Source organism: Microcoleus sp. D3_18a_C4, from assembly GCF_036702415.1.
Lineage (GTDB): Bacteria > Cyanobacteriota > Cyanobacteriia > Cyanobacteriales > Microcoleaceae > Microcoleus.
Genome location: NZ_JAUBTI010000017.1, coordinates 1 through 16,707 on the forward strand (window position 1 = coordinate 1; position 16,707 = coordinate 16,707).

Consider the following 16,707-nt stretch of genomic DNA (forward strand, 5'->3'; position numbering starts at 1 on the left):
TGAAAGTCGGCTCGATCGAATCCATGACGTGGCGATCTACTGACTCCTTTAAGATACAAGGGGCGGGTTCACCAACAGATTTAACGGGTATAGACAGGTTAAATAAACCCGCCCTCCAGGTTTTTCTAGTTATTTTGAAAGAGGTAGATTGGGATTGATGGTGGCGCGGGGGCGGGTTTATGAGATTGTGGGTTTTTGGCAATTATTTTCGGTGAACCCGCCCCTACAGAGTTATTGAAAATGGTGCAATATATCAGTTTAATATTACATTATGCACCATTTTCATACATCCTGTAGGGGCGGGTTCACCAACAGATTTAACGGTGCAGACAGGTTAAATAAACCCGCCCTCCAGGTTTTTATCGTTATTTTGAAAGAGGTAGATTGCGATTGATGGTGGCGCGGGGGCGGGTTTATGAGATTGTGGGTTTTTGGCAATTATTGTCGGTGAACCCGCCCATACAAAGTTATTAAGAATAGTGCAATATATCAGTTTAATATTACATTATGCACCATTTTCATACATCCTGTAGGGGCGGGTTCACCAACAGATTTAACGGTGCAGACAGGTTAAATAAACCCGCCCTCCAGGTTTTTCTAGTTATTTTGAAAGAGGTAGATTGCGATTGATGGTGGCGCGGGGGCGGGTTTATGAGATTGTGGGTTTTTGGCAATTATTGTCGGTGAACCCGCCCATACAAAGTTATTAAGAATAGTGCAATATATCAGTTTAATATTACATTATGCACCATTTTCATACATCCTGTAGGGGCGGGTTCACCAACAGATTTAACGGTGCAGACAGGTTAAATAAACCCGCCCTCCAGGTTTTTCTAGTTATTTTGAAAGAGGTAGATTGGGATTGATGGTGGCGCGGGGGCGGGTTTATAATATTGTCGGTTTTTGGCAATTATTGTCGGTGAACCCGCCCCTACAGAGTTATTGAAAATGGTGCAATATATAGCTCACATTTTGCACCATTTTTCTGCCTCCTGTAGGGGCGGGTTCACCAACAGATTTAACGGTGCAGACAGGTTAAATAAACTCGTCCTCCAGGTTCTTATAGTTATTTTAAAAGAGGTAGATTGGGATTGATGGTGGCGCGGGGGCGGGTTTATGAGATTGTGGGTTTTTAGCAATTATTGTCGGTGAACCCGCCCCTACAGAGTTATGTTTTTTACTTCCGTTAACAATGGCAACGGTAGATTTTCACATACTAACTCTGCACAATTCCACTGACGCAAATACTCATATACTTCAGAAATAATCGCATTTGCTGCATCTAAATCTCCTGCTTGAGAAGCATGATAGTGCGATCCGATTAGGGGCTTAATATCCTCGATATCTTGCCATTCCGATTTTGGTTTGAGGGGAATGCTAATATAATAACTATAGGCTTGGCTGTGGGCGGTACGGAGATTTTCAGGATTTTGATTTAGCAGGTACTCGCCCTTTTCTCGGACTAGGGGATGCAAGTGATAGGATTTGAGGTGGCGATCGTAATATAGCAATTGCCTGCGCTTCAGTGCCTGAATAATATTTTCTTTAAGTTCATACTTGCTAACTTCTGGCATTTGAGCGCTAATCCCGGCCAAAGATAGCGGATATTCTGAGGTTTGATAGACAGAAATTCGGCTGAGACAAGTTTGCTCGCTGTCGCCCAGACGCGCTATCATTTCATCGATCGCGCTTTCAATATCTCGAATCAGCAACCAGTCTCTCTGGTGCAGAAAAATCCCGACATTTCCCTGAAACTCGGTATCATCTCGAATCAAGGCGGCTACGAGTTGTAGGGCTTTGGGATGTCCTGAATAGCGATCGCACATTGCGGCTAATTCTTGTGGATTCGCAGTCAGATTAAAAGATTGCAATAGGGCAACTGCGGCATCTCGATCCAATCCGTTTAGCTGGATTTCGCGGGTGACTGTTGACGGCAATTCGGCTAAGCTTTCGCGACTGGTGAAAATAATTTTGCTTTGATGTTCTGTTTCTAATAGTTGTTTGAATAACCAAGCATATTCTGCACAATCGTCTGCGAAATAACCAGCGGCTTTGGCTTCTCCTGTTTTCAAAAGTGTGTCGGCGCGATCGAAAACGAGCAAGCAAGGTTTTTCTCTGAGGATTTTGAGCAGATTTTCAGTTTTTTTGAAATAGTCATTTTGAGCATTGACGGCTGCGGTAATGTCGCCGTTGGAGAGGGTGAATAGCAGGGAGTCAATTGTGCGATCGAAGGGGGGTGCTTTGCCTGTTGCAGATTGCAAGGATTGCCAAGCGGCGCAGGTGAAGGGGGTTTTTTCTGTGTGGATTTGGCGAATTAGTTGGCTGACGAGGGTGGTTTTGCCGATGCCTGGTAATCCGACAATTGAGATGGCGGTGATATCTGAGTTAACGATCGTAGTTTTTAAGATATCCAGTTCTTTTGTGCGCTGTACCCAATTTCTGACGGGGGGTAAGTTTTCTGGGATGGGGAAAGTGCGATCGTTTTCACTGTCTTGGGGGATATCTGCGATCGCGGCTGCAAAAAGAGGTTCAGTTTTTATATTTTTGTAGCCTTCAGCAATGTATTCCCAGTTTTCTATTTCTACAGCTTTGCAAATATTGATAAAGTTTTCTCGTCTAATTCCTTTTCTGCTCCAAAAACGCTTTAAGGTGGCTTTTGAAACTAAAGCGGCAAGACACCAAGCATCCTCAGTTTTATTCCATTCGAGATTGCGTCGCACCATATCAATAATTTTCAATCCTTCTTCGGATGCTCTGAGCAAACCTGCCATTGTTACTCCCATACCATAACTTTGCCGCAATGGAATTATAGCTTGCATCGGAGAGCCGAAAGATGAGCCAAAAGAGCTGAATGAGCCAAATGAGCCTTTTTTGTTGAGCCAAAAAGTGAGCCGTTAAGCCTATACAGATTCAGGATTGCGAAGTATTGTGAAGGGATGAGTTCGGCTTGTGGCTACAGGATCTATTGAGTTTTAGGGTGCACGGCGATGAGGGCGATCGAGGCTGCGGATTGTCTGAGGGCGATCGTAATGTAAAGTTTTATTACAAAAAGCGGGCAAAACGCATAAAAAAATTGCAACTGCCCTGAGAGATATATAGGAAGGCTTGCAAGGCAGGCTTGGCTGGTTTTGACGCAACTATATTTGTGAGGAGATGGGATTATGACGGAATCTATAATTGCTACGCAAGATGGAAAAGTAGGAACAGTTGATGGAACATCAGGAAATTTTTCACAAATAGCAACAAGTAACCTAAATTTCTCTGACATTGCCTTATCTAATAGCGGTGAGCTTTTCGGAATTACGATTGGCAATTTATATAAAATCGATCAAAATTTAGGCTCTGCTTCACTTGTTGGCAACTTTGGTTTAGGTTTTTCTGCTGGGTTGAATGCTTTAGAATTTGCCAACAATATACTTTATGGTGCTGGTGGTTCTAATTTGTACACCATTAATAGCAGTACCGGCGAAGCAACTGTAGTCGCCAACTTGGGGTCAGACTTTGAGAGTAGTGGTGACTTAGTATTTGATGCTACTAATAATCAATTTTTGGCCACCTCAAACGGCTCAACAAACGATAGCTTGTTTTCCGTATCCCTGACAGGTCAAGCAACGAAAATAGGTGATATTGGCTTTACAAATGTTTTTGGTCTGTCATTTGAAAATGGCAATCTGATCGGTTTCACGGAAGATCGAAAGCGAATTACTATCAATTCCACAACGGGAACAGGTACACTGGATAAAAATTTAACGGGTGTTAGCGATCTAATTGGGGGAGCATCGTCTATTCCATCTGCAACACCGACTCCGACTCCAACACCAACTCCCCCAACTCCGACTCCAACACCAACTCCCCCAACTCCGACTCCACCGACTCCGACTCCAACACCAACTCCCCTAACTCCGACTCCGACTCCAACTCCGACTCCGACTCCAACACCCCCAATTTCAACTCCCCCAACTCCGACTCCGGTAGCAACTCCAACTCCCCTAACTCCGACTCCGACTCCAACTCCAACACCCCCAATTTCAACTCCCCCAACTCCGACTCCGGTACCAACTCCAACTCCGACTTCAACTTTACCTCCGAGTCAAATTCCCAAACCCGATTCTAGTAATGAAGTGGATCTAGATCCGCTAAAACTCAAAGTAATTAACGGTCAATTCACATACAACGAAAAAACCAAGCGCTACGAAGCATCCGGTACTATCCAAATCGGGCGCAAAGATGGGCAATTCCCATTAATCGTAGTCCATCAAGGGAAAGTGGAGTATGACCAGTTTACTGTCAATGTTGATGGCATAACTTCTTCTCTTATTGGCCCCAATAGTATCAAAACAGATCCTCTGTTTAAGGGCAAGTTGGATATCGATGTTAAAACTGCAACTGCTTCTTCAATAGAAGAAGATAATAAGTTCGCTAATCAATTTAAAATGGCGGGACTCGATATTGAATTCAACAGCTTAAGTTTGAACTCAAATGCGATTGCTTTGGGAGCTTTGTTTAAGCTGCCTTCAAATGCGGGGGGAGCTAGTGTGGTTTTGAACAAACCAGATGCCTTATTGATAACTCCCAATGAGGTCAAACTAGGTGCTAGCCGGAAGTTATCTTTGCCGAATATCGGTAATAATTTTTTACTAGCCGATCTGTTTCAGGTTAATGCATCAAATTTATCATTAGAATATGTGGCACCTGAAGATAAGTTAAAGTTACAAGGTAAGTTATCATTGCAACAGTTTGCCAATTTATCTGACACTAAACCGACTGCTCTTACCTTAGATTTGTCAGGAGAAGATAATTTTATTGAAATAAAGAATGGCAATACAGAAGTCAAAGGGGAACTTTCTTTCAAAAACTTAAAGCTCATTCCTTATGTCTTGGAAATAACTAAGGGCAAAATTACCACTAACACAGCTAATCAAGACGTAAGAGGTGAAGCAAATATCTTGTTCCTTCCAGCAAGCAATAAGGAACTGATTGCAGGATTAGGTTTCAAAAGCCAACCACCTCCTACGGTATTGAGCTTTGCGACTATCGGAGTAGACAACCTCAACCAACCCTTTGGGACTACTGGCTTATTTCTTCAGCGAGTATCAGGGAGGTATGAGCTTGCCAAATCCAATCCCAATGTTCAGGAGTTTACAGCAGGAGTTGGGCTGACCGGTGGACCTGAGATACCAGTCACACTACCTCCTGGTTTAGGCGGTAGCTTTGAGGGTTCCCTTGTTAACATTGATGCTGATTTGACATTTAGTCGCGATGGTCTTACAGGAAAAGGCAAGCTAACGCTTATTGATGATGATGATGATAGAGTAGCCTCGATCGAAGGTACTAACACACTTAACTGGAACACAGGATTTTACGAAGTAACAGGAAACCTCTCAGCAATAGATGGTGCGATTAAAGCGCAAACTAATGTCAAACTCACTTCTAACTTGGACTTCACCCTGAATGGAAACGGTAGCCTCTCTGTCCCTAACTTTTTCCCCTTAATTGGGGGTAAGCAATTCAGTTCTGGTGATTTCCTGTTCAAGTTTACGAACAATGGAAATCAGTCTGATGACTTTGCGGCTGGTTGGGTTACAAAGATCGAGAAACCATTTGGTATAGAAACCAAAGTGACAGCGGGATTCAGAGTTTTCTTTGATGGTAAAACAGAATGGCTTACAAGGGAGTTGCCTAAAACTAGCAGTTTTACGATTGCCCCAGGCACAAAGTGGCTAGTTATGGGTGCTGATTGGGAAAATGCCAATAGCAATGTCCCTGTTCAAGTTAAAGCACCAAATGGCACTATCTTCAATGAGTCAGACTTCGCTGCTACTGGCAAGATTGCAATTGCTAATGAGTTTACGGACTCCACAACCAAGTCTGTTATTGTACTTAACCCGGAACCGGGAATTTGGGATCTCAAACTGGCTAATCCTAATGGTTTAGGTAATGTACAGTACAAAGCTTTCCGGGATTCCGAAGCTCCTACGATTCAGGTTGCATCCCCATCTAAAGATGTCAGCGGGCAAAACGTCACCATCAATTACAACGCTATAGACTCTGACTCCACTGCCAAAGTTAGCCTGTTCTACGACACTGACAACCAAGGTTTCGATGGCATCCTAATCAAAGATGGCATTGATGCAAAAGACGGTGCAGGTAACTTCGTCTGGAACACTCAAGGCATTGCCACTGGCGATTACTACGTCTATGCAATGGCGATGGATGAAAATAATGCACCTGTTTTCAGCTACTCACCGACACCGATTAAAGTGACAGAATCAGCAGATTTATCGGTCACTAAAACAGCCGATCGCGATACAGCAATACCCGGAACCAACCTCACCTACACCGTTGCAGTCACCAACAACGGCACTGATAACGCTAAGGGCGCAATCCTCACCGAAACCTTGCCAGAGGGTGCTAAATTCGTCTCCGCTAATATCACCCCCACCAAACAGTCAGGAAATGAACTGACTTTTGACCTCGGCGATGTACCCAAAGGTCAAATTTCAACTGTTAGCATTACCGTCACCGCGCCGACAACTGGAAACATCACCAGTACCTCTAGCATAACGAGTAAAACATTCGACCCCGATATCTCCAATGATGTCGATTTCGCCAGCACTACAGTCACAAATGACGGTACTGAATCGGCGACAGATAATAGTCTACCAACACCAACACCAACACCACCTCGTCCTCCACTGCGTCAAGTTTTAGGAACTCCTGAAAACGACAATCTAGTTGGTATTGATGCAGCAGATAGCATGGCTGGTTTCGCAGGCGATGACACCCTTGCCGGAGTTGGCGGAGATGACATCATCTACGGCAATAAAGGCAATGATATCCTGACGGGTGACAGCGGAAATGACAATATCTTTGGCGGTCGAGGCAATGATTTGATCTTAGGCGGTACAGACAACGATCGCCTCAAAGGGAACGAAGGCGATGACACCCTCAGCGGCGATTTAGGTCGAGATATCTTAATCGGCGGCCCCGGCAGCGATACCTTTGTCCTGCCCAAAAATGCGGCCGTAACTGGCGATTTCCTGCCAGATGCTATCTTAGATTTCCAACTAGGTGCAGATAAAATTGGACTGACAGAAGGATTAACAGAATCTAACTTACTTCTGAACTTGGAACAAGGCAATACCATCATCAAAATTGCAGGTTCCAATCAAATTTTAGGTCTGGTTGTCGGCGTATCTCCGAGTCAGCTAAGCGGTAGTTTTGTCTCCATCAATCTGCCAGTGATTTAGGATAATCGGATTAGTGCGATCGCCCTTACGACAAAAAGTGCGATCGCCCTTCGCCATCACAAATACTCTACCATTCCGACCATATCTTCCGGTGTGTAAATTTCATATAGCAAAATCAACATTTCTATTACTTGTCCGATCGAACGACTCCCCTGTTTAAAATAAGCCACACCAGGATGATCCTTGCTCATACCAGCCATAACTAGAAAATCTCGATCCTGAGTGACAAGCACTCGCTGCTGTTGTCGAATAAACAACCACTGCTGCTCATCCATCTTAGTCCTTAATCCTGCTTCTACCGTTGTCGTCACATCAATACCATAGAGACGTAACGCCCTAGCAATGTCCCGATCGATATGCTCATCTAAATGAAACCTAATTCGCAGACTCACCCTTTAATTCCTTTATTTTTGCTTGTAACCTACCTGGATTTTGACGCATAAATTCATCCACAAAAGCATCATCTTCTGCCATTTCTCTGTCAATTGCTTGGCGATGATCGTAATAATAAGCCATAGCGTCATAAACTGCTGCTACAAGCAGATCGTACTTAGTGGCAATTTCTAAAAGAGAATAACCCATTTTTAGGTGCATCACCATCACGTCTTGTACGGCGATTCTCGTCCCAGCAATCCGGGGTTTCCCGCCTCGTACTCCCGGTGTCATTTCAATGTGTTCTACGCTTACTGTTGTTACCATGATTTTTTATTAGGTATGATTCAAAAATACTATCATTATAGCCCAAATAGATATTTTTACAAGCTCGATCGTTTGGGATTTTGAATAATAGCGATCGTCCTTTATTCCCTCCTCATCCATCCGTGTTCATCTGCGGTAAAAAAAGTGCGATCGCCCTTACGACAAAAAGTGCGATCGCCCTTAAAATCAGAATAGACAAACAACATCTAATTTGTTATAATTGAGTGAAACTCTATCCTACGGAGTTTTACCTAACTTTATAATAGCTGAAAGATATGTTTGGGACTCTGAAAAACTTAATCAGCACAGATTCACAAGGACACCTCAGTTTAAAGCTCGAACCCAAATCAACAGAATATCGCGTTCTTGTCAACGAAGCCGGACAAATTTTATTAGACCCAATAACCAACATACCCGATCGCGAACAGTGGTTGTGGCAAAACCCCCAAGCATTAGCCGCCGTTAAGTGTGGCCTCGCACAAGCAGCTAAAGGTGAAGTACACGATTTGGGTGACTTTTCTGAATATGCCGATCGCGATTTAAGCGTGATAAACGATCATAAAATTAAATCACAGCAGTGAAAGCTAACTCGCATAAATGACCGACGAAACTCGACGAGAAATAGCGAGACGACTAGCTAGAGAACTAGCATCAAGGACAATCATCTCACCCATAACACCCGGACAAGGCTTTCAAACCTTTGGTGAATTTAAAAGAACGATGGGGGTGGCAGGAACGGGCTTAGCGTGGCATCATATAGTTGGGCAAACAACATCAAATTTACAGAGATTCGGGGCAGAAGCAATACAGAATACAGGCAATCTCGTCCGGCTAGAACACGGTACTGGGTCAATTCATCAGGAAATTACCAATTTCTACAACTCCGTCCAACCTGAATTAACAGGTACGAATACTCTAACCGTGAGAGGGTGGCTCAGCACTCAATCTTTTGCAGAACAACAAGACTTTGGCATTAGAGTTATTATAGCTTTCGGAGGAACAGTTTAATGCTGACTCTAGATATCCAATCAATCCTCAATTCTATTCCCAATGAAATTAGCTGGCAAGACATCGTACAGTTTGAAAATCTAGACGCTCGTGTTAGCATTGCTAATGACCTTTGTGCTAACATTATTGGTGTCAATGAAAGTACGATCGAATTGTGTCCTAATGAAAATCCTCCCGCTCGTTTAGAACAACTGGTTTGGTGGTGGGTTGTGCGTCCAGATTTAGGAGCGGCGATTGCCAAAGAAGCTCCTCAAGAACTCAAAAATATTATCAGTCAATACATTCTGCAAAATTGACAAAAACCAGCGCTCGTCTGTGGTTCAAAAAAGTACGCGCGTGCGAAGCTATCCCGAAGGGAATCGCCCTTAACACCAAAAGTACGCGCGTGCGAAGCTATCCCGAAGGGAATCGCCCTTAAAATTAGAATAGACAAACAACATCTAATTTGTTATAATTGAGTAAAACTCTACCCTTGAGAGTTTTACCAAACTTTATAATAGCTGAAAGATATGTTTTGGATTCTGAAAAACTTAATCAGCACAGATCCACAAGGACACCTCAGTTTAAACCTCGAACCCAAGTCAACAGAGTATCGCGTTCTCGTCAACGAAGCCGGACAAATTTTATTAGACCCAATAACCAACATACCCGATCGCACTTCATCTGGTTCTGAGATATCGCTGTTAAAATAGAAGCATCATTCCCTCATAACTCATCTCACCATAAAAGTGTATGAAAATAGAAGACTATCCACTGGCTAAAGAATTGATATTCGATGCCGAAGGCAACATTAGTCAAGTTATTCTAGATTATACCGACTATCAGTATTTCCTAGAAGCGATCGAAGATAAAGGACTTCTCCAGGCTATGCGCGAAGTAAAAAATGAAAACCCGTTAAATTTAGAGCAAGCACTTGCAGAACTGGAAACAGAATGAAAGTCTAATATCTACCCAGTTTTTTGAAAGATTTAAAAGCTCTTAAAAGTACGCCTGTGTTTGAGCAAATCAAGGATTTTGCTTTTGCGGAAATTCCCAATAGTAATGATTTACAAACAAGTGTTAACTTAAAAAGATTGAAAGGTGATGATAATGCGTATCGGCTTCGGGTTGGAGACTATCGAATAGGTTTTTATTTTGATGGCGAAACTGTTACTTTTGCCAAGGTGCTTCACCGGAAAGATATTTATCGCTACTTTCCACCATAAAGCTGTTTTTACTATAGCAGAATGTTTTGGGCAACTTGTCCTTGTCCTTTGAAATAGTAAATTAATGTATTTGTATCCAAAATGTACATCTAAAAGCTCTCCCGCAAGATGTCTTCCCCCGACTCGGCACGAATCTCTTCCAGAGTAGGAAAGTCTTCAGCCCATGTTCCAGCTAGGGAATAAACCAATTCTGTCCAAGGAGTTAAAGAATCTACTGTGTCGGTGGATTGGTTCTCATTCAGGTACTTGGCACGAATAAACTCAGCGAAAGTGAGAATTTCGCTAGCTTGGTTTTCGGGAAGGGTTTTGACGATCGCGTAAATCTGTTCAATGATAGTCATAATCTGGTGAGAAATAAACTGTCGTTAAATTTTATTTAAGCAATAGCGATCGGCTTTTTCGTGTCAGTTTTCATCTGGGGTTCAAAAAGTGCGATCGCCCTTAATTCAAAAAGTGCGATCGCCCTTAAAATCGGAATAGACAAACAACATGGTATGGTTAAAATGAAATTTGCGATCATCCATTAGGTATGAGTGAAACAGTCTACATCGAAACCAGTATTTTGGGCTACCTCACCGCTAGAGCCACCAAAAACCTGATTATAGCTGCAAACATTGAGGTAACACGAGATTGGTGGGAATTTCGGCGAAGCAACTTCAGGCTCTACATCTCACAAGTTGTTTTGGACGAAATAGCAGAAGGTGACTCAGAGATTGCGACTCAACGTTTGGAGATACTTCGCGACTTTCCATTGCTGGAACTCAATCAAGCTGTACGAGACTTAGCAGGACAATTTCTCACACGAAGCAATCTTCCGCCTAAAGCTGCTGCTGATGCGGTTCATATTGCGACAGCTACCGTTTACGATTTAGATTACCTGCTAACATGGAACTGTAAGCATATCGCTAACGCTCAACTTCAGAGAAAACTTGCAGAAATTAGTTTGGATTTTGGATACCAATTACCGATCATTTGTACGCCTTACGAACTACTAGGAGGTTGAATTTATGTGGCAAGATGAGATCGTGGATAAAATTCACCAAATTCGCGAACAACACGCTAAGTCATTCAATTACGACTTGGATGCTATGTTTGCCGATTGGCAGAAAAAGCAGGCTAAAAGTGGAAGACAAATTATCTCAAAATCACTCAATCCACGCACTCAGCCAACCTCTATTTGTGGTTAAAAAAAGAGCGATCGCCCTTACGACAAAAAGTGCGATCGCCCCTTTCAATTCCTAACCAGAAATCACCTCACTCAAAAGATGAGCCTGAGAACCCTCAAGCCGCGGCCCATGAATCTGCACCACCCTAGAAGCCAAGAAATTGCCCCAGCGAGCCGCTTGTGCAGAACTTAAACCGTTAGTAATTCCAAACAAAACACCCCCCGCAAAAGCATCCCCAGCACCCACAGTATCGATCGCCTTTACCGGAAATCCAGCCACATCAACAATCTGTTTGTTCTCCACCACCATGCAGCCTTTATCCCCATTAGTGATAAAAGCCAAATCAGAAATCTCGCTCATTTTCCGAGCGCACTCTTCCAGAGATTCCTCCTTAAAAAAGCTCCGAACTTCATCAGCATTGCAAAAAATTACATCGCAATATTCCGAAACCACCTTGTGAAAATCATCAGCAAATCGATCGACTAAAAAGCCATCCGAAAAAGTAAAAGCCACCTTCACACCCAGACGCTTAGACTGTTCCATCGTCTCAATGCTAGCCTTTCTAGGGTCTGGAGCATCCCAAAGATAACCCTCAACATAACTGTACTTGCAGTGAGCCAGTCGATCGACATCAATATCAGTCGTCGCCAGAGTAGTAGAAACCCCCAGATTAGTACACATCGTGCGTTCCGCATCCGGCGTAGTCAGCACAACACAAGTACCCGTAGGCCCGTTCGACTCAGCAGCAGGATGCACGTTAAAATCAATCCCCGCCGCCAGCAAATCTTGCCGATAAAATTCGCCGTTAGTATCCTTAGCAACCTTCCCCGAATAATACGCTTTACCGCCGCTCTGAGCCAAACCAATCATCGTATTTGCCGCCGAACCGCCCGATCGCATTTGCAGCGAATTGTGCTCTAAATCGTGCAAAATCCCACCCTGCGTTTCTGAATTCATCAGCGTCATCCCGCCGCGATTCAGCCCGTGGCCGAGTACAAATTCATCTTCCACCAATGCTAGGATGTCTACAAGGGCATTGCCTACGCCAAACACATCCACGGAACCAGATTCTTGATTATTTTCTGTCATCGCTGCTTTTTTTTACACTAACTATCAACTCTATAATAAATCGGATTAAAGTCAACATCCCCACTCCCAATCTAAAGTCCCCAACTTAAAATCTAAAATTCACAATCCAAAATCCGCAATCTAAAATCTAAAATCCAAAATCTAAAATCGCTATGACTTGTCTCCCACCTCTGATTCAGCAAATGTTGCAGCCCGGGTTTTACCCGCACGGGGTGACTGAACCAGTGCAGCTAATTCAGACTCATGCTTCCTTCGTCCTGCTGACAGGAGATTATACTTACAAAATCAAGAAACCAGTCAATTTTGGCTTTTTAGACTATTCAACATTGGAGAAAAGGCAGCATTTTTGCACCCAAGAATTGCTGATGAACCGACGCACTGCACCGGAAATTTATCTAGAAGTTTTGCCAATTGTTAAAACGGGCGATTCTTTTCACTTGGGCACCAGCTTACCTGCTATGAATTCAGCCGAAATTGCTGTAGAATACGTGCTGAAAATGCGCGAGTTTCCTCAAGATTCGCTGTTGCTTAGTTTGTTGGAACGCGGACTGTTGACAGAGCAAATTATGGCAGAATTAGGGGGGGAAGTTGCCAACTTTCACAGCACGGCAATTAGTAATAGCTACATTCGCAGATTTGGCGAAGTCAGCCAGATTCGGACAGCAATAGACAACAATTACCTCATTTCCCAAAAATATATCGGCGGGCCGCAGACTCAGGCACAATTTCAGGAAACTAAAGATTATACAGATGGGTTTTTTGAGGAAAATCAAGAGTTATTTAATATCCGAATTGCCAATAATAAAATTCGCGAGTGCCACGGAGATTTGCACTTGCGGAATATAGCATTCTGGCCAGATAAAATATTGCTATTCGACTGCATTGAATTTAACGAGCCTTTTCGCTTTGTTGATGTCATGTACGATGTCGCTTTTACAGTAATGGATTTGGAATCGCGGGGGCGCAGAGACTTGGGTAATGCTTTTCTCAATACTTACATCGAAAAAACCGGGGATTGGGAAGGACTGCAAATGTTGCCTCTGTATTTAAGCCGTCAAGCTTATGTTAGAGCGAAAGTAACTTCGTTAATGTTGGACGATTCCGCTATTTCAACTCCCCAAAAAGCAGAGATTTTACGGACAGCCGCTCATTACTATAAACTGGCTTGGCAATACACAAAACCGCACCGGGGAAAGTTAACTTTGATGTCGGGTTTGTCGGGTTCTGGCAAGAGTACAGCGGCTCGATATTTGGCTCGCCGCACTGGGGCAGTTCACATTCGATCCGATGCTGTTCGCAAACATTTAGGCGGAATTCCTTTAAATGAACGCGGGGGGCAAGATTTGTACTCGGATGAAATGACGGCACAGACTTATGGTAGATTGTTAGAGTTGGGGATAATTTTGGCTGACCGAGGTTGGGATGTGATTTTAGATGCAAAGTTCGATCGCCAAAACTTGAGAAGCGATGCGATTAATCAGGCTCAATCCCACGGCTTGCCCCTGCAAATCATTTACTGCACCGCACCAATTGAAGTATTGCGAGAACGACTGCAACACCGCCGGGGCGATATTGCCGACGCGACGGCAGAAATATTGAGTTCGCAGCAAGCAGCTTTTGAACCTTTGACAGAATTAGAGCAAATTTCTGTAAACATTGTAGATACCCTGCAAGACTTAGAGGTACAATTAAACTTGATTGGTGGGGAGTAGTTCCAGTTCGATCGCCCTTGCCAATTTGATTGTCTGCTAATATTGTAAATATCTTTCTGTTTTATTACAAAAAAAAGTTGCAGCTCATGCCAAAATTTACCGGAGACTCCAAGGGGTTTAACCCCGCGCTGATATGGTTTGTGTTGTTTACCGTTGGGTTTCGCTTAGTAGGATCTACTCTGCCCCTGAGTCTGGGCTTTGGTGTCATCGGTGGCGTGGCAGCAGGTTTAATTGTAGCTTGGTGGCACAACGAATTACTACTCAACCCGAATATGCGTTCCAAGGATAAAACCTCGGATGCTATCCTCAATAAAGAAGTAGTGGAAACGGAGAGCAAACTATATAGCAAAACCTCTAGGCGTGAAGCTCCTACATTGTTAGACTGGTTGTCTGGGCCAGAGGATCGTCGCTAGCTTTAGTCATTAGTCATTAGTCATTAGTCATTAGTCATTAGTCATTAGTCATTAGTTAACATTCACTAATGCCCTTCGTCCCAATACCCAATACTTCGGCTACAAGATCGTAGAAGTTCCCAAGGCCCAATTCCCAATTGAATGTTTGTATTTCTATCGAAACTCCTGCCGCTGTTTATTTATCCTTTGGGGTTGAGTTGCCTCTTAATGATGGCGGCTTTAATCACACTTTGGAAGCGTCCGAAATGGGCGGCGGCGCCAATAGCTGCGGCTCTAATTATTTTACTCCTCGGAAGTAGCGGTTGGGTTTCAAAATCGTTAGTTCGATCGCTCGAATGGCAAAACTTACCAACCGCCGAACTCCCCCAAGCTGAAGCGATTATCGTCTTGGGCGGCGGTGTCAAAGCAGCTTTACCTCCCCGTCCTTGGGTAGAATTCGCGGAAGCGGGCGATCGCATAATCTACGGTTCCCGACTTTACCGGCAAGGCAAAAGTCCCCTGTTAATTCTCAGCGGCGGTAGAGTAGATTGGAAAGGCGGCGGGGCTCCCGAATCGGCAGACATGGCAGAAATTGCCCAAACAATGGGTGTACCGGCATCAGCAATTCTGCAAGACCCCGATTCACACAACACTTATCAAAATGCCGTCAACGTGCGGAAAATTTTAGATGCTAAAGGCATAAAAGGGCCGGTTTTGCTAGTGACATCGGCGATGCACATGACTCGATCGCTCTTAATTTTCCAGCGTCAGGGAATAAAAGCAATTGCCGCACCAACAGACTTTCAGATCACACAGCAGGATATCGCAGCATCCCAAAGCAATTGGCAAGCAGTCGCCTTGGATTTATTGCCGGACACCTATCAGTTAAACCAGTCAACTAAAGCTTTGAAAGAATACATTGGCTTAATCGTTTATCGTCTGCGGGGATGGCTTTAACAGAATTTTATATTTGGGATTTGGGATTTTAGATTGAAGAATTTAAACAAATATCAAATCCGGTTGCATCCCAATTATAGGGGCGGGGCGGGTTTATATAATTTGTCTATACTTATCAAATATCTGGGCGAACCCGCCCCTACAAAACTTCATATGAGAAAATTCTGCATCAAACGGATAGGATCTAAAATTTAAAATCTAAAATCTAAAATCCAAAATTGATTGAGTGTGTTAGCTTAAAGTCATTACAGCCAATATTAGCCACCGTCGCCCCCAAACAATCATGCTGCCCCACGAGTTGCAAAACATTGCCCCAGAACCGACTCCCGCGGCCGAAATTTTTCAGAGACACCAAATTGTCCGCGAGTTTTACGACGAAATTAAGTACCGTCAAGAACTAGAACTTCACTGCCAGTGGTATTACGCTACAGCCAAGCAGCATCAGCAGGAATTGCAGAAAATGCAGGGAGATTGGAATATTTTAGGTTGGTTCAGCCGCAGACGGTCGAAAAATTAAGGAGTGAAAACAAAAAATGGTTTGTAGTAAGGACTTTAGTCCCGTCGATCGACTAAAAGCCACAGAAAAAACTTAACTCCTAACTACAAACTCTACAACAGTTATATGACCCCCGCCCAAAAACGGATAATTGCTTTCCGACAGGAGTCGCGATTATCACAAAATTTTAGATATTAGTTTAAGCTTCCAGATTCATCTGTGGAGTAAATCTAAAATCTAAAATCTAAAATCTAAAATCGACTGACCGGATTTGATATTGTCTTTTGGCTCCGGCTTCAACTTTTGAGACAGCTAGACTTCCGAAGATATCAATTCGACCTCATCCTCTTTGAAGTGAGCTCGAAATTTTTTGTCAAATTGTACTAGAACCGGCCAATTAGCACTGACAGGTCTGCCGTGCCATTCGTGAACGATCGCCACGACTTCTCCTTCCATACCCTTAATATCAAATGGTTGACTGCGATTTTCAGGATGGTGGTAGACAACAACAGAGTTTTTAATGCAAACGCGATCGCCAACTTTCATAGACTTATATTTAGTGTTCTCTCTTCAAAACTCTGCAAAGCCTACGGGTGCTTAACACTGGTACGCTTTGCCGACAGTCTTCTTATCTTCCCACATAAGTAGAGCGAAAACTTAAACAAAATTGGCGGTTCTCTGTCGGTGCTTCGATCGCCCGCCGCGCTACCGGGAAGTCGCAAGACCGATCGAT

At 43.6% G+C, this 16,707-nt stretch carries 19 protein-coding genes; 13 read left to right on the top strand and 6 right to left on the bottom strand.

From position 1 onward, the window contains the following. Nucleotides 1-1,160: 1,160 nt before the first annotated feature. Nucleotides 1,161-2,819, bottom strand: a complete 1,659-nt coding sequence (locus tag QUB16_RS10820; protein ID WP_333315943.1) for an NB-ARC domain-containing protein — start codon at nucleotides 2,817-2,819, stop codon at nucleotides 1,161-1,163. 342 nt (nucleotides 2,820-3,161) lie between these two features. On the opposite strand from QUB16_RS10820, the gene QUB16_RS10825 reads away from it, so the two are divergent. Beyond that, the gene (locus tag QUB16_RS10825; RefSeq protein WP_333315944.1) at nucleotides 3,162-7,250 is read left to right on the top strand and encodes a hypothetical protein; all 4,089 of its coding nucleotides are present in this window, start codon (nucleotides 3,162-3,164) and stop codon (nucleotides 7,248-7,250) included. Nucleotides 7,251-7,306: 56 nt separating this feature from the next. Here the strand turns inward: QUB16_RS10825 and QUB16_RS10830 are convergent, their stop codons facing one another. Together QUB16_RS10830 and QUB16_RS10835 are read right to left on the bottom strand one after the other, a co-directional pair. Beyond that, complete coding sequence (locus tag QUB16_RS10830) at nucleotides 7,307-7,642, bottom strand: DUF5615 family PIN-like protein (protein ID WP_333315945.1); 336 nt, start codon at nucleotides 7,640-7,642, stop codon at nucleotides 7,307-7,309. Beyond that, entirely contained in the window at nucleotides 7,626-7,949 is a 324-nt protein-coding gene (locus tag QUB16_RS10835; protein ID WP_333155411.1) for a DUF433 domain-containing protein, read from the bottom strand. The genes QUB16_RS10830 and QUB16_RS10835 overlap by 17 nt, the downstream gene beginning before the upstream one ends. Nucleotides 7,950-8,224: 275 nt before the next feature. Between QUB16_RS10835 and QUB16_RS10840 the strand changes: the two genes are divergently transcribed. From QUB16_RS10840 to QUB16_RS10865, 6 genes are all read left to right on the top strand, one after another. After that, on the top strand, nucleotides 8,225-8,530 hold the full coding sequence (locus QUB16_RS10840; protein WP_333315946.1) for a hypothetical protein: 306 nt from the start codon (nucleotides 8,225-8,227) through the stop codon (nucleotides 8,528-8,530). A gap of 16 nt (nucleotides 8,531-8,546) precedes the next feature. Beyond that, entirely contained in the window at nucleotides 8,547-8,957 is a 411-nt protein-coding gene (locus QUB16_RS10845; protein WP_333315947.1) for a hypothetical protein, read from the top strand. Next, nucleotides 8,957-9,253, top strand: a complete 297-nt coding sequence (locus QUB16_RS10850) for a hypothetical protein (RefSeq protein WP_333057507.1) — start codon at nucleotides 8,957-8,959, stop codon at nucleotides 9,251-9,253. Before QUB16_RS10845 ends, QUB16_RS10850 begins: the two co-directional genes overlap by 1 nt. A 213-nt stretch (nucleotides 9,254-9,466) precedes the next feature. After that, a complete protein-coding gene (locus QUB16_RS10855) occupies nucleotides 9,467-9,649 on the top strand; it encodes a hypothetical protein (protein ID WP_333138223.1) in 183 nt (60 codons plus the stop codon). A 40-nt stretch (nucleotides 9,650-9,689) separates the two neighbouring features. Then, on the top strand, nucleotides 9,690-9,893 hold the full coding sequence (locus QUB16_RS10860; protein ID WP_333155416.1) for a hypothetical protein: 204 nt from the start codon (nucleotides 9,690-9,692) through the stop codon (nucleotides 9,891-9,893). 23 nt (nucleotides 9,894-9,916) lie between these two features. After that, the gene (locus QUB16_RS10865; RefSeq protein ID WP_333315948.1) at nucleotides 9,917-10,162 is read left to right on the top strand and encodes a type II toxin-antitoxin system RelE/ParE family toxin; all 246 of its coding nucleotides are present in this window, start codon (nucleotides 9,917-9,919) and stop codon (nucleotides 10,160-10,162) included. Between the two features lie 89 nt (nucleotides 10,163-10,251). On the opposite strand, the gene QUB16_RS10870 is transcribed toward QUB16_RS10865, so the two are convergent. Beyond that, nucleotides 10,252-10,503 (bottom strand): DUF2281 domain-containing protein, encoded by a 252-nt coding sequence (locus QUB16_RS10870; RefSeq protein WP_333315949.1) that lies wholly within the window; start codon nucleotides 10,501-10,503, stop codon nucleotides 10,252-10,254. A 188-nt stretch (nucleotides 10,504-10,691) separates the two neighbouring features. Here QUB16_RS10870 and QUB16_RS10875 point away from each other — a divergent pair, with 188 nt between their 5' ends. Then, on the top strand, nucleotides 10,692-11,165 hold the full coding sequence (locus QUB16_RS10875) for a type II toxin-antitoxin system VapC family toxin (protein ID WP_333315950.1): 474 nt from the start codon (nucleotides 10,692-10,694) through the stop codon (nucleotides 11,163-11,165). A 4-nt stretch (nucleotides 11,166-11,169) separates the two neighbouring features. Further along, a complete protein-coding gene (locus QUB16_RS10880) occupies nucleotides 11,170-11,349 on the top strand; it encodes a hypothetical protein (protein ID WP_333315951.1) in 180 nt (59 codons plus the stop codon). 51 nt (nucleotides 11,350-11,400) lie between these two features. On the opposite strand, the gene QUB16_RS10885 is transcribed toward QUB16_RS10880, so the two are convergent. Beyond that, complete coding sequence (locus QUB16_RS10885; RefSeq protein WP_333315952.1) at nucleotides 11,401-12,417, bottom strand: adenosine kinase; 1,017 nt, start codon at nucleotides 12,415-12,417, stop codon at nucleotides 11,401-11,403. Between the two features lie 152 nt (nucleotides 12,418-12,569). Between QUB16_RS10885 and QUB16_RS10890 the strand changes: the two genes are divergently transcribed. The 4 genes from QUB16_RS10890 (at nucleotide 12,570) to QUB16_RS10905 (ending at nucleotide 15,995) form a co-directional block, all read left to right on the top strand. Further along, nucleotides 12,570-14,129 carry an AAA family ATPase gene (locus tag QUB16_RS10890; RefSeq protein ID WP_333315953.1) on the top strand — a complete coding sequence of 520 codons (1,560 nt, stop codon included), beginning with the start codon at nucleotides 12,570-12,572 and terminating at the stop codon, nucleotides 14,127-14,129. 86 nt (nucleotides 14,130-14,215) lie between these two features. Continuing rightward, nucleotides 14,216-14,542 (top strand): hypothetical protein, encoded by a 327-nt coding sequence (locus QUB16_RS10895; protein WP_333315954.1) that lies wholly within the window; start codon nucleotides 14,216-14,218, stop codon nucleotides 14,540-14,542. Between the two features lie 141 nt (nucleotides 14,543-14,683). After that, nucleotides 14,684-15,478, top strand: coding sequence for a YdcF family protein (locus QUB16_RS10900; protein WP_333315955.1), 795 nt, complete (start codon nucleotides 14,684-14,686; stop codon nucleotides 15,476-15,478). 283 nt (nucleotides 15,479-15,761) lie between these two features. Next, nucleotides 15,762-15,995: a hypothetical protein gene (locus QUB16_RS10905; RefSeq protein ID WP_333035767.1), complete on the top strand. Its 234-nt coding sequence runs from the start codon at nucleotides 15,762-15,764 to the stop codon at nucleotides 15,993-15,995. Between the two features lie 291 nt (nucleotides 15,996-16,286). Here the strand turns inward: QUB16_RS10905 and QUB16_RS10910 are convergent, their stop codons facing one another. Beyond that, nucleotides 16,287-16,520 carry a ferredoxin-thioredoxin reductase variable chain gene (locus tag QUB16_RS10910; protein ID WP_333057518.1) on the bottom strand — a complete coding sequence of 78 codons (234 nt, stop codon included), beginning with the start codon at nucleotides 16,518-16,520 and terminating at the stop codon, nucleotides 16,287-16,289. Between the last annotated feature and the right edge of the window lie 187 nt (nucleotides 16,521-16,707).

What these genes read in the sequence shown, in the direction of transcription:
- QUB16_RS10910 (WP_333057518.1), bottom strand. Translation starts at nt 16,520, where the DNA reads ATGAAAGTTGGCGATCGCGTTTGCATTAAAAACTCTGTTGTTGTCTAC.
- QUB16_RS10845 (WP_333315947.1), top strand. Translation starts at nt 8,547, where the DNA reads ATGACCGACGAAACTCGACGAGAAATAGCGAGACGACTAGCTAGAGAA.
- QUB16_RS10870 (WP_333315949.1), bottom strand. Translation starts at nt 10,503, where the DNA reads ATGACTATCATTGAACAGATTTACGCGATCGTCAAAACCCTTCCCGAA.
- QUB16_RS10885 (WP_333315952.1), bottom strand. Translation starts at nt 12,417, where the DNA reads ATGACAGAAAATAATCAAGAATCTGGTTCCGTGGATGTGTTTGGCGTA.
- QUB16_RS10850 (WP_333057507.1), top strand. Translation starts at nt 8,957, where the DNA reads ATGCTGACTCTAGATATCCAATCAATCCTCAATTCTATTCCCAATGAA.
- QUB16_RS10825 (WP_333315944.1), top strand. Translation starts at nt 3,162, where the DNA reads ATGACGGAATCTATAATTGCTACGCAAGATGGAAAAGTAGGAACAGTT.
- QUB16_RS10820 (WP_333315943.1), bottom strand. Translation starts at nt 2,819, where the DNA reads ATGCAAGCTATAATTCCATTGCGGCAAAGTTATGGTATGGGAGTAACA.
- QUB16_RS10905 (WP_333035767.1), top strand. Translation starts at nt 15,762, where the DNA reads ATGCTGCCCCACGAGTTGCAAAACATTGCCCCAGAACCGACTCCCGCG.
- QUB16_RS10880 (WP_333315951.1), top strand. Translation starts at nt 11,170, where the DNA reads ATGTGGCAAGATGAGATCGTGGATAAAATTCACCAAATTCGCGAACAA.
- QUB16_RS10840 (WP_333315946.1), top strand. Translation starts at nt 8,225, where the DNA reads ATGTTTGGGACTCTGAAAAACTTAATCAGCACAGATTCACAAGGACAC.
- QUB16_RS10875 (WP_333315950.1), top strand. Translation starts at nt 10,692, where the DNA reads ATGAGTGAAACAGTCTACATCGAAACCAGTATTTTGGGCTACCTCACC.
- QUB16_RS10900 (WP_333315955.1), top strand. Translation starts at nt 14,684, where the DNA reads ATGTTTGTATTTCTATCGAAACTCCTGCCGCTGTTTATTTATCCTTTG.
- QUB16_RS10860 (WP_333155416.1), top strand. Translation starts at nt 9,690, where the DNA reads ATGAAAATAGAAGACTATCCACTGGCTAAAGAATTGATATTCGATGCC.
- QUB16_RS10855 (WP_333138223.1), top strand. Translation starts at nt 9,467, where the DNA reads ATGTTTTGGATTCTGAAAAACTTAATCAGCACAGATCCACAAGGACAC.
- QUB16_RS10890 (WP_333315953.1), top strand. Translation starts at nt 12,570, where the DNA reads ATGACTTGTCTCCCACCTCTGATTCAGCAAATGTTGCAGCCCGGGTTT.
- QUB16_RS10895 (WP_333315954.1), top strand. Translation starts at nt 14,216, where the DNA reads ATGCCAAAATTTACCGGAGACTCCAAGGGGTTTAACCCCGCGCTGATA.
- QUB16_RS10835 (WP_333155411.1), bottom strand. Translation starts at nt 7,949, where the DNA reads ATGGTAACAACAGTAAGCGTAGAACACATTGAAATGACACCGGGAGTA.